The sequence below is a fragment of the Iningainema tapete BLCC-T55 genome, assembly GCF_014698965.1.
GTDB classification, from domain to species: Bacteria; Cyanobacteriota; Cyanobacteriia; order Cyanobacteriales; family Nostocaceae; genus Iningainema; species Iningainema tapete.
The window spans coordinates 17,727-35,819 of record NZ_JACXAE010000029.1 but is presented as its reverse complement, the minus strand read 5'-3'; the positions used below and the strand labels follow the sequence as shown (position 1 = coordinate 35,819).

10 protein-coding genes and 2 pseudogenes are annotated in these 18,093 nt (G+C 40.9%); 4 read left to right on the top strand and 8 right to left on the bottom strand.

Translation table 11 applies throughout. The features are described from left to right. Nucleotides 1-55 precede the first annotated feature (55 nt). The 7 genes and pseudogenes from ICL16_RS06820 to ICL16_RS47625 form a co-directional block, all read right to left on the bottom strand. A complete protein-coding gene (locus ICL16_RS06820) occupies nt 56-1,402 on the bottom strand; it encodes a hypothetical protein (protein ID WP_190826104.1) in 1,347 nt (448 codons plus the stop codon). A gap of 288 nt (nt 1,403-1,690) precedes the next feature. Beyond that, a complete protein-coding gene (locus ICL16_RS06815; protein ID WP_190826103.1) occupies nt 1,691-3,184 on the bottom strand; it encodes a S24/S26 family peptidase in 1,494 nt (497 codons plus the stop codon). Nucleotides 3,185-3,263: 79 nt separating this feature from the next. After that, nucleotides 3,264-4,040 (bottom strand): TIGR03943 family putative permease subunit, encoded by a 777-nt coding sequence (locus tag ICL16_RS06810; RefSeq protein WP_190826102.1) that lies wholly within the window; start codon nt 4,038-4,040, stop codon nt 3,264-3,266. 93 nt (nt 4,041-4,133) lie between these two features. After that, nucleotides 4,134-5,171 (bottom strand): permease, encoded by a 1,038-nt coding sequence (locus tag ICL16_RS06805; RefSeq protein ID WP_190826101.1) that lies wholly within the window; start codon nt 5,169-5,171, stop codon nt 4,134-4,136. Nucleotides 5,172-5,737: 566 nt separating this feature from the next. After that, nucleotides 5,738-7,951 (bottom strand): alpha-glucan family phosphorylase, encoded by a 2,214-nt coding sequence (gene glgP, locus ICL16_RS06800; protein WP_190826100.1) that lies wholly within the window; start codon nt 7,949-7,951, stop codon nt 5,738-5,740. Nucleotides 7,952-8,243: 292 nt separating this feature from the next. Beyond that, nucleotides 8,244-9,435, bottom strand: a pseudogene (locus ICL16_RS47630) (GAF domain-containing sensor histidine kinase); the annotation flags it as partial. Between the two features lie 1,266 nt (nt 9,436-10,701). Further along, nucleotides 10,702-12,935, bottom strand: a pseudogene (locus tag ICL16_RS47625) (ATP-binding protein); the annotation flags it as partial. Between the two features lie 190 nt (nt 12,936-13,125). Here ICL16_RS47625 and ICL16_RS06775 point away from each other — a divergent pair. The 4 genes from ICL16_RS06775 to ICL16_RS06760 all read left to right on the top strand — a co-directional run bounded on the left by ICL16_RS06775 (nt 13,126) and on the right by ICL16_RS06760 (nt 16,550). Next, nucleotides 13,126-14,433: an FAD-binding oxidoreductase gene (locus ICL16_RS06775; RefSeq protein ID WP_190826096.1), complete on the top strand. Its 1,308-nt coding sequence runs from the start codon at nt 13,126-13,128 to the stop codon at nt 14,431-14,433. A 49-nt stretch (nt 14,434-14,482) separates the two neighbouring features. Beyond that, the gene (locus ICL16_RS06770) at nt 14,483-15,826 is read left to right on the top strand and encodes a (Fe-S)-binding protein (protein ID WP_190826095.1); all 1,344 of its coding nucleotides are present in this window, start codon (nt 14,483-14,485) and stop codon (nt 15,824-15,826) included. 266 nt (nt 15,827-16,092) lie between these two features. After that, complete coding sequence (locus ICL16_RS06765; RefSeq protein WP_190826094.1) at nt 16,093-16,338, top strand: UPF0175 family protein; 246 nt, start codon at nt 16,093-16,095, stop codon at nt 16,336-16,338. Further along, nucleotides 16,335-16,550: a PIN domain-containing protein gene (locus tag ICL16_RS06760; protein ID WP_202895440.1), complete on the top strand. Its 216-nt coding sequence runs from the start codon at nt 16,335-16,337 to the stop codon at nt 16,548-16,550. The genes ICL16_RS06765 and ICL16_RS06760 overlap by 4 nt, the downstream gene beginning before the upstream one ends. A 43-nt stretch (nt 16,551-16,593) precedes the next feature. On the opposite strand, the gene ICL16_RS06755 is transcribed toward ICL16_RS06760, so the two are convergent. Beyond that, the gene (locus tag ICL16_RS06755) at nt 16,594-17,862 is read right to left on the bottom strand and encodes a hypothetical protein (protein ID WP_190826093.1); all 1,269 of its coding nucleotides are present in this window, start codon (nt 17,860-17,862) and stop codon (nt 16,594-16,596) included. Nucleotides 17,863-18,093: the final 231 nt, after the last annotated feature.

The following is an 18,093-nucleotide window of genomic DNA, read 5'->3' as shown; positions in this document are numbered from 1 at the left end:
GGGAACGAGGAACGACTGCTGTACAGACGCCCCGCCGGGGCGTCTCTACGACTACCTAACACTGTCGAGGACGAAAATTCGGTAATTCAACAGCAGCCAAGGATGTTCTTCTTTTTGGTGAACGTTGAGGATAAATTACAGGTGAGGGTGAGTTGAGGTGATTGTTGCCGTCAGTTGATGCAGTTTCTTGTAATTCAAACCCATGTGGTTGTGACATTTGCGACCAAAAATCTTCTACTACCGGAGGATCTTTTTGCTCAAGGGTAATAGTAGCAGTTTCTGCTTCACTATCTACTAGAGGTGTGTCAATAGTTTCCCAAGCAGATTCAGTCTGACTAATTTCTTGTGACAAAGGTTGTTCTGATGCCGGGGTAGAGACAAAAAACATTTGGATGACGCTATCTAATTGCTCTTCCAAATTTAATGATTGAGGTGCTACTTCTGGTGTCGGAATTTTTGGTATGCTTTGTTGTGCTGTTTCTTGAGAAAGAGGTTGATTGATTGAGCGATCGCTTTGTATTTCTACCGATTCTTCTTGCTCACGATTTTCTTCAACATCTTTATCAAGAATAACTCCTGTGTTTATTTCCGGGGTTAATTCTAACTCTACTGACCAAGGTTTTATTGGTTTAGCATTGGGAATAAAAGAGTGACGCTTGGAGCATCTAGATGTGTCTACAACACTATTATTGACATAATCATAGCTTGTATTGGGAGTCTCTAGACACTTTTCGAGAGCAGCTTTAAATTGTAGGGTTTGACGCTGTTGCCGCATCAGCCTTGTCCGTAAATCTCGACAAGAATTTTCTGATTCCAACAACTGGTGAGACTGTTCGTTATAATTAGACTGAAGTGCTGCACATTCCCGCTCTAGTTGAGCAATGCGTTGCTGACTAATTTCTAGCTGTCCTTTGTAGGATTCAAGTTGAGTTTCTTGACGCCCGGTAGTTTGCACAGCTATTTCTAGTTGTTGACTTAGGGATTGAATGCGATTTTCTGCTGCTGTCACTTCTTGGTTTTGTTGACTCAGCATTGACTCTGTTACGTCTAAGCGCTTTGTTTGTAACTGCAAAGCCTTGGACGATTCAGTTAATAATGCTGTTAATTCTTCTACCCGTTCATATAGTTGATTGTTCGCACAACGCAATTCTTCATTTAACGCCAACAAGTTTTTAAATTCCGCGTCAATGATTGCTTGTTTTTCACTATCAGGTTCAGCTACCCAGTCTTGCTGAGTGTTGTTCTCTAATGTAACTTCGGTTTGTAAATCCTCTTTTGCTGGCTTTAGTAGCAGCAATTGCGTAGTTTTTGTACTTTCATGAGGCAAAACCGCGTAAAAAGGACAAGCAGAGTCTACAGATTCAACAAAATCCCTAAAATTTGGGATGTCAGCTTCAGTCATTACTCCTCACCCACCAGCTTCAAATTAAACAGCATCTACGGTAGAATTACACTTGACTCTTTATGGTATAAAAGCAGACAATGTACAATTTTAATTAAGTTCAGAGTTTTCTTGAGGTCAAGTGCTTACAAAACACGGTTTATCAGTCTCTTGGGGTTACCAAGTTTTCCACTTTTCTCTCCAAAGGAGGAGTAAGTAGAATTTTTATCTATCTTACGTTCTATACATTTTAGTTGGTTAAGGGCAAATTTTCTATTTTAGAAAAGTTTATTCATCATTCTTCGTGTTTTACGGTAACCAACGGGGATGAAATCCGTTCAAGGGTAGTTTTTCTGGTTTGATTTCGGTGGCTACAGTAGAGTCGTTGAGCGGTAGCAAGGGCATTAACCATAGACTACTCGAAGCGATCGCTTGTCCATCATCAGTAGTCAAGGTATTAGCTACAGGAGTAGAATTGGTTTGTGATATAATCTGGTCAAACAATAGCCCTAACCCGTCTAGGGACAGACTCATCTGTACATTCCGCTGTTCGGGAGGTAGCACTAACAATGGTTTTTGCTGCCCTGTTTTTAGATCAATTGCTACTAAGTAGGGTTGTTCTTGAAATTGTTCTCCTGGCAATAGCTGTGTTAACAAGCAATATAAAGTTGGTGAAGCATTATCAAACTGACAGTTAAGAATTGAGCCTTTGGTACGTAACAATGGTTTTTGCAGACCTTGATTAGTCACCAAGAATAAATCTCTGGTATAATCAGCATTAAATTTTACCATTGCTGCTGATGAGCCATCTTTAGAAAAAGCTTGTACTAAACCAAACTGTGGGAGAAAATCTAAAGGTTTACTAGCATCTGTTTGTAAAGGGAGAATTGCTGCACCTTGCCCTTGAGCAACTGCTACAGCTTTACTGTCTGGTGTAATGATGAAGTCTCCACTTGGTTGACTTTGCAAACGTTTAATGGTAGGCTTTTCTCCTCCATCAGTACGATTTGCGGACATAAACCACAATCCAAAGTCACCAGGATTGGCTTTGTTGCCACGCTGAACAACTATAGTTTTTCCATCAGGTGACAAGTCAAATTTTAAGTTTTGGTAATCTTTATTATCTAAAATTGAGTCAATTTTACCTGGTGGTTCTGCTTTGTTTTGTGATGTGGCAGGAATACCTGTTGTTACTGTGTATAACTGCGCAGAAAGAATATCTTGATTGTCGGTAGTACGAGCCGAAAATAAAATCTTTTCTCCATTCGGAAATGGTTTAAAATCGATCACAACCAAGTCTTTAGGAGTCAGTATTTTTTTTTGTTGTTCCGTTAGATTGTAGAGAACTAACCGTCCTTGATCTTCGTTATCAGAGCCAATATAAAGTATAACGCGATCGCGCGAACTGAAAACACCTGAGAAGGGCTGTATTGTCCTTACTTTTCCTTCCAACTCAGCAAATTTATCCTGAGCTTGCTGTAACTGCAATTTGTAATTTGCGCCATAAGGTGCTGGTGTGACGAGAGTGTAAACCATCCGCCGCCCTGCCCAACTTATCTTACCTGCTAAGGGGGGGTCAATTTGCAAATTTTTTTCTACACTTTTTGTGTCCATTGGACGACTAAAGGTAAGAGTAAAAGATAAATCTTCTGCTCCTATTTGTTGGTTTTGCCAACTAAAATTTCTCACACTAGGTTTAACCGCATCACCTTGTAATATTACTAGTCCAATCAGCAGACTCAGAAGAAGCATTAAGGCGAGCGCAATCCGATCTATTGGTTGAAAATATGCTTTATTAATCATTGTTAATTGTTAATTGTTAATTGTTAATTGCTAATGGCTAATTGTTTAACCTTTAACTATTAACAATTAGCCATTAGCTCTAATAACTGTAAGGTTTACTAGGTTGGGGAATTTTTTTCAGGGAGGTAGCGGCAATGGTAAGTTGACGTTTACCAGATAGATTTTCTGTGAACATTTGCCCTTCTACTTCCCACCAAGTATCTTGTGGAAATTTGTCACGGGGTTCTTTGAGTTTCACAGGTAATCCTATCGGATAGGCATCTGCAGCACAGCAAGTAATTACAAATCTTGCCAAAAATAAATATTCTTTGCCTAATTCTGGAGGGTGAATTGCAAAACCTTGCACCTTGACTTTTTGCCCAGTATATGCGTCTGGTTCTGGATAGACGTTGAGAGTACGTACCCAGTCTACGAGGGATCTTTCTTCTGGGCGTGTATTCGGGCGAAATGCTTGAGGTTGAGGGCGTGACGTTGTTAATAAATCACTAAAATCACGTTGTAATGCTGTGTCACTAGCGAATACGCGGGGTGTAATCATGATCCCCAAAATAGCTGTGAATAACAGTAAAGCACTGCTGAAGTTTGCTGGAAATAAAGTAATGTGTTGATTACTGGGAATAACTTCTCTAGTAGAGCGGCGTTGCAAAATTTCTTGCGCTTTAAAAATACTGACAATCAATAAGCCAAAGCCACCGGCAATTACTATGCCAAAATACTTTGGATGAATTAATAAACCTAGCTTGTCTGTAAGCCAGTACTTTAAAATCAAAATACCCCAAGCGGAGATCGCTAGGACATCTAACCAAGGAAGTAACCGATTTTGGATTTTATATTTTCGATTTGGAATTGAAGTCATTGATTAATAAAATATCCACTGCTCAATTTATTTACTAGAAATTAAGTAAAGCCTCTTTGCTCCTGACTCCTGACTCCTGACTCCTGACTCCTCTTAAATAAAGTGTAAATTAACTATTAAGGTGAATAAAAACGTCAACTGCCCAGCTATTGCAAACAAGTAAAAAACCGCCTTTGGTTTAAAAATAGATAACATTAAACCAACTCCTTTCAAGTCAATCATTGGACCAAAAACTAGAAATGCTAACAATGAACCACTAGTAAAAGTGGAAGCAAAAGATAAAGCAAAGAAAGAATCTACTGTGGAACAAATAGATACTACTGCAGCTAAAACTAGCATGGCAACAATTGAGCTAACTGGACCTGCACCCAAACTCAGAATAAGTTCACGTGGTGCAAGTACTTGAATAGCAGCGGCGATCGCACTTCCTATGACTAATACTGCGCCCAATTCTCGTAATTCCTGTATGCTATTATCTACCACTAACCGCAGTTTATCTACCAAAGGTTTACCGGAACTTGTACTAGTCATAGTAGCTGCTGGCATTAACGCATCCATTCGGACTTGACCTTTTCCACCTAGTATATAAGTTCCCGACTGTAGTAATGTGGGAGCTGTTGCTTGTACCTGATGACTTCTTTGCCTCGCTTCAGACTTTGCTTCTGGATTAAACTTGATATAACGAGCAAGTGAAGGTTGTACGATCGCTTTTAAATCTTTTTGCTGACTAAATACAAAACCGACAATTGTCGCAATTAATAAAGAGAAAACTACTCGTAATACCACGATTTCTGGCTGATCGCGAAAAGCAGACCAAGTAGCCCAAATGACGATTGGGTTGACTGTAGGTGCTGCTAGCAAAAACCCAATCGCTACTGGTGTCGGCACTCCCTGCATCAGTAATCGTCGTGCTACAGGTACATTACCGCATTCACAAACAGGAAACAAAAAGCCGACTAAGCTGCCAACTAAAGCACCCAGTAGCGGATTTCTGGGCATTCTTGCCACCAATTTGCGCTCATCAATAAAAAAAAGCAACAAACTGGAGAACAAAACCCCCAGCAACAAAAAAGGCATTGCCTCGACGAGCAGACTGAGAAATAGGGTGAAACCATTGTTCAGTTGATTCATGTGTGTCGGCGGCAACAATGTTGAGTGTGAGGGTTAAGCCAATTCAAAAGGCTAAAGGCTGAAGTTACAAATGAATTAGACATTATCAAATTAACGTTGGGAATCATGTGTGTAGTGGCAACATGTGTTGCCATAAAGCTACTACATAGTACTTTTCTAGTTTTTTGTTCTTACCTCAATTGGTTAATAAAGAATTATCTTTCTAGATAGACTTACTAAAAAAATGGTTCCACTTCAGGAGTATCAGCAATCATGTACACAATCAATGTTTAATGACCTCTTGGGTGAGTTACTGTAATTAGACTAAATTTTATGTTATCTTAAATGCCTTTTCCGGGGCGGGTTTACAGATTTTTAACATTTGGGGATCGGTAAGGTTGTTATCCATACTCTTATAAGTCGGGGTCTGGAATGATATCCTATCAAATATTGTTAGTAACCAACAATAAAAATCTTTTTGCTTGCCAAATCAAAAAAAGTAGAGACGTTCCACCGAAACGTCTCTACCCCAATCATCTGTACAGACGTACCGCCGGAACGTCTGTACAATTACGTATCTACGCTTGTTACAGCAGCACCTTAGCCAAAATCGGTTCAACTGTGGTAGCAATTTCTGGAACGTACACCTGTGAAACGTAATCAGCAATCATTCTGTCTGTGTTGAACAGAGGGGCATTCGTTTTAATTGACGCTTTCATCTTTTGAATCCAACCATGAGGAATGCCTTCAGAATCTTGATCGTAGTAGAGCGGAACAATTTCCTCTTCTAACAACTTATACAAAGATTCAGAGTCAATCCGATCCTGTAGATCCTGATCGCTGGTGTGAGCATCTTCGCCAATTGCCCAACCATTGAGTCCCGAACCATCTGCACCAACTTTATAGCCTTCGCACCACCAGCCATCTAGTACGCTGCAATTAATGCCGCCGTTGAAGCAGACTTTTTGCCCACTTGTACCAGAAGCTTCTAGGGGGCGACGAGGATTGTTCAACCAGACATCAACGCCTTGGACTAGTTTTTGCCCAACGTAGATGTCGTAGTCTTCAATAAAAGCAACTCGATGTAGAACATTTGGATGACGGCACCACTCCATTAAGCGTTGGATAATCCGCTTACCTTCTTCATCAGCTGGGTGAGATTTTCCGGCAAAAATAATTTGTACTGGACGTTCGGCATCGCCAAAAATTCTGAGCGCCCGTTCGACATCGCGCATAAGTAGATATCCGCGCTTGTAAGGGCTAAAACGTCTAGCGAATCCGATGGTTAACACTTTGGGATCAAGCAATGTGTCAGTGGCTTGAATGAAGTGGTAATCTTCTCCTCGGTTCTCTCTGGCTTTTTTGACTTTATAACGAGTGTAGGCAATGAGCCGCTCTTTGAGGATTTGATGCCGCCACCACAGTTCGCGAGCGGGAATTTCGTCTACTTTCTCCCACGTTTTTGGGTCGATAGCACGAGTTTTCCAATCTGCTCCCAAATATTGAGTATACAGTTCTGAAATTAAAGGAGCAGTCCAGGTAGGCGCATGAACTCCATTGGTGATGTAACCAATAGGTACTTTGTCTTCAGAGCGATCTGGATACATGACCATCCACATTTTACGGGAAACCTGACCGTGCAATTCGCTTACACCATTGGCGGTACGACACATGCGTAGTGCTAATACAGTCATGCCGAAAGGTTCCCAGGGATCGCCTAGTCGTCGTGCGCCAAGAGCCAGGAATTGTTCGCGAGAAAGGCGCAAACTTGTCCAATAGTGGGCAAAGAAGGAGTCAATCAAATCTGGTGAGAAGACATCATGCCCTGCGGGAACAGGTGTATGGGTGGTGAATACACAACGTTTGCGCACTGCTGATTCTACGTCGTAGAAGGATTTGCCAGTACGCTCCATTTCTTCGCGTGCTACTTCCAAGGTGGAGAATGCGGCATGTCCTTCGTTAAGGTGATAGACAGAAGGTTGAATTCCTAATGCGGATAGGGCTTTTACACCACCAATTCCCAGCACGACTTCTTGAGCAATGCGAGTTTCTTGGTTTCCACCGTAAAGGTGTCCGGTGAGCCAGCGATCAATGGGATCATTGTCACCGCGATCGCTATCTAATAAGTAAAGACTTACTCTGCCTACTTGCACCCGCCAGATTTGCACTTTCACTATGCGTTGGCGGATTTCTAGTTCGATGGTGAGTGGTTCTCCATCTGATGATCTAATTAACTCTAGAGGCATCCGCTGGAAGAGGTTGTCAACGTAGTAATCTTCTTGCCAGCCGTTACTACTTAACCTTTGTCGGAAGTACCCTTGACGATATAGTAAGCCGATCGCGACCATTGGTACTCCCAAATCTGATGATGATTTGAGGTGATCCCCAGCTAGGATGCCTAAACCACCGGAGTAGACAGGTAGGGACTCATGAATGCCAAACTCGGCGCAGAAGTAGGCGACTGGGTTAGTTGCAGAAACTTGCGGTGCGACTCTACTCACCCAGGTATCTTGCTGCGCTATGTATGTGTCAAATTCCTGCGCTAGCTCGGAAATCTGTTTGAGGTAATGGGGATCTTCGGCTAGTTGGGTAAGACGTTCGTAGGTTGCCACGTCTAGGATTGCGACAGGATTATGTCCACATCTTTCCCATTCTTGGGGATCGATGGTTTGAAACAGCGATATGCGATCGCCACTCCAACTCCACCAGTAGTTGTAAGCTAAGTCTGCCAACCGCTTGAGTGGAGATGGTAATTTCTCTTTCAGCACTTGGTTGGTGATGATTGCACTGCTGTTATTCATGGTATTTCACGTTCTGGATGAGTGTTTTTTTCACAAAATCTCTGAGGAAGGGTTCAACTTTCTTTCTCTTACATATGATTCTTCCCCGAAGAGCGCAGATAATTAACAAAAAACTTATACAAAGTCACTGGTTTTTTATTTGTCCAGCATATTCAAGATTTTCCTTCTTTTTTGTCGATTTTGAAAGCTTTTTCACGTCAATTTCATTAACGTTATCTTAAATTATTTTTTTTATTGTTAAGTTTTTTGGAGATGTCATGTTAGAAACTATTTCTACGATTCTGTCAGCACCTTATAAAGGAATGTCTATGACAAACTCAGCACCTTGCCCTGGTGCAGAAATGACTTCGATCTTTCCCCCATGCTTTTCTACCACAATTTGATGAGCGATCGCCAATCCCAACCCCGTACCTTTCCCCACAGCTTTCGTCGTAAATAAATGGTCAAATATTTTACCACGCACTTCTTCTGACATTCCCATTCCATTGTCAGCAATGTGAATCACAACACTCGTCTTGTCTTGGTTTAATTGTGTGCGAATCCGAATTGTCGGATTGTAAATGGTGTGTTTTTGATTGCTATCTGTACAGACGCTCCGCCGGAGCGTCTCGAAGACTGACGACTGCTCTTCTAGAGCATCAATCGCATTTGCCAGTAAATTCATAAATACCTGATTGAGTTGACCGGGAAAACACTGAATTGGCGGCAAATCACCATACTCTTTAATTACTTCTATTGCCCCACGCATTTCATTCGCTTTGATTCGGTGTTTGAGAATCAAGATTGTGCTATCGATGCCATCATGGATATTGAAGGGTACTTTGTTTTCTGTATCTGCCCGTGAGAAAGTACGTAAACTATTGCTAATGCTGCGAATGCGAACGACACCTTCTCTCATGGAGTGTAACAGTTTGGGTAAATCAGTGCGCACGTACTCCAAATCCATCGCTTCAATTTCTGCTTCAATTTCCGCATCTGGGTTGGGTAATTTCTCCTGATACAAGTCGAGCAAGTTAAACAAATCTTGCACGTAGTCAGCGGCTGGTTGGATGTTACCGGCGATAAACCCAACTGGGTTGTTGATTTCATGAGCGAAAAGGCGCCACCAAATTTCCTAATGCCGACATTTTTTCACTCTGCACTAGTTGGAGTTGCATCTGTTTGAGTGAGTTGTAGGAATTTTCTAGTTGCTGAGCGTATTGTTGTGCCTGCTGATATAACCGGGCATTTTCCAACGAGATGGCTGCTTGGGAACATAACAAGTTGAGGGTTTCTAAACGCGAACTTGTAAATGCCCCACTCATTAAGTGATTTTCTAGGTACAAGATACCTATCAATTTCCCTTGATTGAGAATGGGAGTACACATTAAGCTCTTGGGTTGAATTGTTTTGATGTAGGGGTCATTATGAAATAATAAAGACTGATTTGTATTTGCAGTTACAGTTGCATTATCAATCAGCCAGGTTTGAGCAGTGCGTATTACATATTCCTTCGCGCCCTTCGCGTCTTCGCGGTTCCCAAAAAAATCCTGTTAGTAACTCAAATAGGAATGCTATAGCTCATAAGCTAGGGCTTCATCGTTAAGGTATTCATTTTCTTTAGCGATTTTGATGGTGCGATCGTAATATTCTATTGCTTCAGCATTTTTCTTCAACACTCGATGTTTTTCTGCTTCCACTAAATAAAATTTGTGCCAATAATTCTTAGGAGCATGTTCTGCCCATTCTTTGATTCTTTGCTGATTAGCAGCAACTTTCGCCATAATTAATTCTTTCTCATCAGAAGATTGTTGAGGAAAAAGTGCTAATTTAATCAAAGAATCATAGAAGTAAAAAAGTGAAACATGAAATGCACCACTTAAGCTACCAACATATTTCTCGGTTACTAAACAATGTTGATTTGCCTGTTCATATTCGTGAAAAAGGTAGCTCAAGTATGTTTTATTAGTATGTAAAAGATAAATAGCAAAACTGTTATTATCATTCAGGTAAATTGGCAACATTATCTGCTCATCATAAATCTCTCCAATTACCTGATATTTATATTCACTTTTACCAATTAAATTAAGTACAGGTTGCCAAAATATTTTATGAACATTTAAAGGTGCTTCTTGTTTGTAACGCAGCATTGCTTGTCCATATATCTCCATTCTATGAGCCAGTAATGTCAAATCTTCTCCTATATGAGAAGCAATGGAGAAATAATTGTAAGCAGCATTACAAGCAAATTCAAAATCTCCTGACTCTAATCCTGCTTGATATGCTTCTAATAAAGGATTCAAACATTCTCTAAGCGGATACTTCCAAATTCTAATATACCCATAAATAACATTTAAGATTTTACATTTAAATTGTTTCTCCTTAAATATAGATAATAGCTGTAAAGCTAATTCACTTACTTCACATCCTAATTCAATATCTCCTTCCCCGCAAAGAATTAGCCCATACATGGCATAACTGAAAGCAGAGATAAAGGTATTACCATAGCTAAGAGATAAATTTACCTGTTGACAAACAAGTAATGGTAAAAGGTTTGGTGCAGCTTGATAGCTGGCTGACATCACACTATATAAAACATGCATAGCTGCTAGTTTTTCTGGTTCCGTCATTTTTGGTAGAACAATTAAATCCTGAATTGATTGCCCTAAAAAATTGGACTTTGTTTGCTCCATAGCTAGCTGACTATCAGACTGATTTGCCTCTGAAGGTAATTCTAAGCCTAAAATATTCAGGATGTTGACAGCTGTTTCTACTGCTTTAATTTGTAAATTTTGGGCAATATATGCTTGAATACTGACTGCGTAAATTTTGACTTTATCTAATATAGTCTTAGCTTGGATCAAAACTATTTCAACAAGTTTACTTGTGCGGACAAAATCACCAATAAGGTATGAGATTTCAGCCGTTTCTTCATATAGAGATAATGTGAGATTATACTGAATATTCCAGCTGTCTGCTGCTAGTAATTCTCCACCATGATTTAGATATTCCATTGCAGCATTATAAGCTGTTGATGCTTTGGCTCTCCTTGCCGCTAGTAAATTAAAATGAGCTAACTGCTCTCGTTCTATTGACTGAGTAATAAGTACTGAGCCTAAATTTAAATGGTTAACAATATCAAAAATATTGTCTTCCGTAATGCTAATGCTTGTACTCCAGCAATATCGCACTGCCACCCCACCCCCCTTTCATCCCCCGTTGGCAAGGAGAGACACAGAGGGGTGAAGTTAAAGCTAATTAATCCATCTTCATAAAGAGACTTCAGAAATTGATTGCTAAAGAAGGGATTTCCTTTAGTTTTTTGATAAACTAGTTCTGTCAAAGGTTGAGCAAGTTCTTCCGAACAATTAAGGGTATCAGCAATAAGAAGATTCAAGTCAGCTTTTTCTAGAGGATTTAGCGTAATTGTATTAATAGCCGTCCCTGATGCACTAATCTCTTCTAAAGTTACCATTAATGGGTGTGTCGGAGAAGTTTCATTATCTCGATAAGCACCAATTAATAATAGATATCTGGTGTCTGTTTGACTTGTGAACAATTGCATCAACTTTAAAGAAGCAGAGTCAGCCCATTGCAAATCATCCAGAAAGATGACTAGGGGATGTTCAATAGTTGTGAAGACTTGGATAAACTTCTGAAATAATAAGTTGAAGCGATTAGTAGCAGCACCAACAAGTTCGGGAACATTCGGTTGTTTACCAATCAGAAGCTCTAGTTCGGGAATTACGTCAATAATAACTTGTCCGTTTCCACCTAATGCTAACAAAATCTGAGATTTTCAATGCTGTAATTGAGCTTCAGTTTCCGATAGTAGTTGTACCATCAATTCGCGTAAGGCTTGCACAAATGCAGAAAACGGAATGTTACGCTGAAATTGATCGTATTTGCCTTTGATGAAGTAACCGCGTTTTTCGACAATGGGTTTATGAACTTCATTAACTACGGCAGTTTTACCAATCCCCGAAAAACCTGCCACCAAAATCATTTCCACCCCCCCGGGGGGGTTTGCTACTCGCGCAAAGGCTTCGAGTAAGGCTTTTACCTCAGTTTCACGCCCGTAAAGTTTTTCGGGAATCACAAAACGTTCCGAGACATCCCGACTTTTTAACTCAAAGTGAGTGATGTTGCCTAATTCGCACCACTGCTGACGGCATACCTCCAGGTCGTGTAAAATACCTGTAGCACTTTGATAGCGTTCTTCAGCATTTTTCGCCATCATGAGTTCAATCATGTTTGATAGTATTGGTGGAATACAGGGGTTAACAGTGTGAACTGATGGTGGTAGTTTTGCGATGTGACAGTGTACTAATTCCATCACGTCACTGCTAGTGAAAGGTAATTGCCCGGTAAGTAACTCATAGAAGGTGACGCCCAGTGAGTAGAAGTCGGTGCGATAGTCTATCCCCCGGTTCATTCTTCCAGTCTGCTCTGGGGAAATGTAAGCGAGGGTTCCTTCCAAGACGTTGGGATTTTGTAGTTGTTGGGTTTCTCTGGGCAGCAATGAGGCGATGCTGAAGTCGATAAGTTGAACTTGTTTGGTTGTGGGGTGAATAATGATGTTGTCAGGTTTGATGTCTTTATGAATGACACGAGCGCTGTGCAGTTGGTGTAAGGTGTGAACGATTTGAATGGCAATATCGAGAAAATCTTGTAGAGACGCGAAATACGAAGTCTCTACAGCCCCCATCTGCTGTTTGAGCGAGACACAGCCAAAGTCTTCCATCACCAAGATGTAGCCGTTTTTGTAGTTTTCTAGACTTAATGGTTTGACGATTCCAGCAATGTCAAGATTTTTAGAGATTGCATACTGATTGCGAAATTGAACTAGTTCGTTGAAGCTGGGGTATTCATTGCGCATCAGTTTGAGGATGACTTTTTTGCCGTCATTTCTCATCCCTCGATAAACTAGGGTTCGAGTACCTGCATATATTTGCTCTAAAATGCGGTATCCTAAAACATCAACACTTACCTCAGCTATGCTCATATATACCACCCTTACTAATTAAGCCTATACTATTGGTTATTGTTCCCCTCACCGTAGTATTTCTACCAAATGTACTAATTATTACAAATAATTAATTATTTAAACTGTTAACAAAAAAACCAAATTGATCTTGTAAGCCTTTTTCGGCTGCCAAAAGGAGCAAAGTTGCTGTGATTATCAGGAGGCAAAAATGAAAGCGATGTCGAGCGATGAACCGTCATACCTTCATGATTGTGTTACATCTATCGTTGGTGATGAAAATGCTGTCTTTTGGCACAATATACCACTCACTCAGCAACAATCTATATTACAGGCGATCGCCCCAGGAACTACTCCGAGTTGCATTGTCTACCCCCAAACCACCGCACAACTAGGCGCAGTAATTGCAGAAGCTCACCGCAATAAATGGCGTGTCTTACCTTGTGGTAGTGGTAGTAAACTGTCTTGGGGTGGCTTAGCTAAGGGTATTGATATCGTAGTTAGTACAGAACGTCTCAATCGATTGATTGAACATGCGGTAGGAGATTTGACTATTACAGTAGAAGCTGGGATGAAGTTCTCTCATCTGCAAGCAATATTAGCAGACGCTGGACAATTTCTGGCGATCGACCCCAGTGTACCAGATTCTGCGACCATAGGTGGTATTGTCGCTACTGGTGATACAGGCTCCCTACGCCAACGTTATGGTAGCGTGCGCGACCAACTGCTAGGTATTACCTTTGTACGTGCTGATGGTAAAATTGCTAAGGCGGGGGGGCGAGTGGTAAAAAATGTTGCAGGTTACGATTTGATGAAGTTGTTTACAGGGTCGTATGGCACATTAGGAGTTATTTGTCAAGTAACTTTTCGCGTTTATCCGCTGCCGCAGTTGTCAGGGACGGTGGTGCTAAGGGGCGCGGCGGAGGCTGTATCTCAAGCTGCTGATATATTGCGGGGTTCGGCGTTGACACCCACTCGCGCTGATTTGTTATCAACTCAGTTGGTGGCTGGCTTGGGTTTGGGTAGTGGGTTGGGATTGATTGTTCGCTTTGAAAGTATTGTTGAGAGTGTGAGGGAACAGTCGAATCGAATGAAGGAGGTGGGTGAGCAATTGGGTTTGGATGGTGTGGTTTTTTCGGCTGCGGATGAGGCTGATTTATGGCGACGATTGCAAGAACAAATGGATTTGGCGGGCAATGAGTCGGCAATTTCTTGCAAAATAGGAGTGTTGCCTACTGCTGCTGTTCAGGTTTTGAAGGGTTTGGATGTGGGTTTGATTCATGTTTCTAGTGGTGTTGGTGTGGTGCGGTTGGATAATTTGGAGCAGGTTTTGCAGTTGCGGGGTTTTTTGGGTTCTCGGGGTGGTTTTTTGAGTGTTCGCGAGGCTTGTGTTGGGGTTAAGCAGGATGTAGATGTTTGGGGTTATACTGGTAATGCTTTGCCTTTGATGCGGGGGATTAAGGCTCAGTTTGATGTTGATGGTATTTTGTGTCCTGGGCGTTTTGTGGGTGGGATTTAGGATTTGAACCGCGAAGGCGCGAAGGGCGCGAAGGAAGAGAGGGTTTTTTATGCAGGTTTTAGATGGTGATTTTGAGAAGAGGGATTTGCAGGGGTTTGATGGAAGTCATCCGCCTGATGCTAAGTTGATTGATACTTGTGTTCATTGTGGGTTTTGTCTTTCTACTTGTCCTAGTTATCGGGTGCTGGGTAAGGAGATGGATTCTCCTCGTGGGCGTATCTATTTGATGGATGCGATTAATGAGGGGGAGGTTCCTTTGAATACGGCGACGGTTCAGCATTTTGATAGTTGTTTGGGTTGTCTTGCTTGTGTGACTACTTGTCCTTCTGGTGTTCAGTATGACAAGTTGATTCGGGCTACTCGTTATCAGGTTGAGCGGAATTATCCACGCAATTGGTGGGATGGGTTGTTTCGTAGGTTGATTTTTTCTCTGTTTCCTTATCCTGGTTTGTTGCGGGTTTTGTTGGTTCCGTTGTGGTTTTATCAAAAGTCTGGTTTGGAGAAGTTGGTGCGGGCGAGTGGTTTGTTGCCGCGTTTTTCTCCCCGGTTGGCGGCGATGGAGTCGATTTTGCCGCGAATTACGAGTAAGTCTTTTGGGGGTGGTTTGCCGGATGTGATTCCGGCTCAGGGGGAGAGGCGTTATCGTGTTGGGGTGATTTTGGGTTGTGTGCAACGTCTGTTTTTTTCGGGTGTGAATGAGGCGACGGTGCGGGTGTTGACGGCTAATGGTTGTGAGGTGGTGATTCCGAAGAGTCAGGGGTGTTGTGCGGCTCTTCCCGAACATCAGGGACAATCTGAACAGGCGAAGGCTTTGGCACGGCAGATGATTGATAGTTTTGCTGATACTGATGTGGATGTGGTGATTATTAATGCTGCTGGATGTGGTCATACTTTGAAGGAGTATGGTCACATTTTAGAGGATGATCCTCAGTATCGGGAGAAGGCGAAGGAGTTTGCTGCTAAGGTTAAAGATGCGCAGGAGTTTTTGGCTACTGTTGGTTTGACTGCGAAGTTGTCGTCGCTTACTGATAAACCTTTGACTTTGGTTTATCAGGATGCTTGTCATTTGTTGCATGGGCAAAAGATTAGTGTGCAACCTCGTCAGTTGTTGCGGCAAATTCCTGGGGTGAAGTTGAAGGAACCTATTGATGCGGCTTTGTGTTGTGGCAGTGCTGGGGTGTACAATATGTTGCAACCAGATGTTGCTGATGATTTGGGTCAGCAAAAGGTTCAGAATTTACTGAATACTGGTGCTGATTTGATTGCTTCTGCTAATCCTGGTTGTACTTTGCAGATTTCTAAGCATTTGCGCCAGCAAGGTAAGGATATTTCTATTATGCATCCGATGGAGTTGTTGGATTACTCGATTCGTGGTGTGAAGTTAGAGTTGTAAAACCACGTCTTGTAGGGTGCGTTAGTGCAACGTAACGCACCACAACCTTTGATTAGGTGGGTACGTAGTTGCTGACACGCCCGCGAAGGGTGCAGCTATACGTACAAAGCCTGCCTGCGCAGGCTTCGTGACAAAAACCCCACCTTCGCTTGGTGTGGGCGTATTGCGGGCACAAGCTGGTTGAGAAGTTGATAAATCGATGGTTAACTAGGGAGCGATCGCATATCCTCAATTTATTATAGTTATTAAACTACAGGGAGAATACTATGAGCGTTCTTATTCCCGATGACATCCTACAGAGTGCGAAGATTTCAGAAGAAGAATTAAAACTAGAAATTGCGATTTTACTGTACCAGCAACGTAAACTCAGTACTGGAAAAGCCCGTCGTTTTGCGGGAATGAATTTAATTGAGTTCCAAGGGGAACTTGCTAAACGCGGAATTTGCATCAATTATGATGTAGAAGATTTTCAAGCTGACCTAGAAACTTTACGCAAACTGGGTGACTTGTGACTGTTGTTAGCAACACTTCCCCAATTACCAATCTTGCAACTGTAGGACAACTGAATCTGTTGCAACAAATATACACTACCATTATTATCCCCCAAGCTGTTTATGATGAAATGGCAAATGTAGGATATGCAGTACCAGGTTCTATCGAAGTTCAAACCCTACCTTGGATTCAAACTCGACAAGTAACAAATCTTTCCTTGGTTACAAATTAAAATCTTCTCTAGAAACAGACACATATATTTGTTATGGGCAGTACTATTTTAAGTTAAGTGGTTGGGAGGGGATAATATATATACTTTCTACTTCATACTGTTGAACTTTTGTAAGTGGGGCTAACTGAAGCCAATTTTGAAAGCTTATTCCTAGTTGTTGGATGACTTTCACTTCTGCTAAATAAGTTTCAAAGCGATTATATGTTTCAATTATTTGTTCAATATTTTCTACTATTTTTATTAATTTTGTTGGATTAATTTCTTCTTGTGTATAAGAATTATAAACCTGTTGCTCAAACTTTTTCTGTATTACCGTTTCTGCCGCTCTAGCTGCAATAAATTTTCCAAATACAGGTAATGCTGAAACGGCAGCGATAGGCACTAAATCTAATAAAAATTCTTTGGCATCAAATCCTGCTGTATTTGTTTTATCTTGAATAAATTTGACTAAGTTTTTTCCTTGTGCCTCAAACAATATAGAGTTGTCATCTAAAATACTGTTTAGTTCTGGCTCTAGCCATTTACAAATCCGAGTTAATCTACATAACTCAATAGGACTGTCTAAAATAGTTTCTACATCTAATATCACAAAATTATGTCCGATTGTCTTTGGAATTACTCTTGCTATTGGCTCAGATAGAAGTAAAGCTTTTATGTATTGCTTTACACGAGGGCGAAGGAATTCAGCACCTTCTTGGACACAAAAAACAGCAGTTTTTATTTCTTCTAATTCCAAATAACAACGTGTTCTCGCCACATATGTTAATAATAATGACAAAAGATATGGCTCAGCAATATTGAGATTTTCTTTAAGTGAAATATCTACATAATTACTGTAAATATGTTGAGCCTCTAAAAATCGATTAATAGCTAATGTAGCCGAATTTATGCGTTTTTCAGGTTGAAGCATTGTAGTAGCATCACGCGCTAAATCAAGAGCAGCACGAAAATTAGCATAAACCGAAATATCAAATTTCCGGTGTAGATGATTTATGTTTCCTTGAATTTCATTTAAATTTTTTTCCAGCCCTTGTTCAATTTCTTTTAAACGTTTTAGTATGAGAGCAAATCCTATCACCGATACGGCTAAATTAAGTATTGATACACCTAAATTAAGTAGACTAGCAATTGACCCAGCTTGAGTAAGTAACGTTGATGCTTGTGCAAGCTCAGGTGCTATTTCACGTAACATAGCAACGATGTGTTTTGTTTTCGCATCACGAATAACACCGCCAATTCGCACATATTCTCCACGTTCTAATCCTTGTACTATCCAATCGGGAATTTCAAATGTAGTTTGAATATCTATCATAATTTAAATTGATGACAGCAAAAGTATCAGCTTACTAAGATATTTATACTAATAATTCCTCCGAAGTGTCTCTAGTATTTCAACTGAATTAATTTGAAATTCGTTTAGATAAAAACTATATTTCTATTGCCATATTCCGTAATTATTCTAAGGGATACTCAGCAATCATTTGTTCAAACATGATCCATTCTCCTGACGGAGTACAATTGATAGAACGGGTAACTCAGAAGG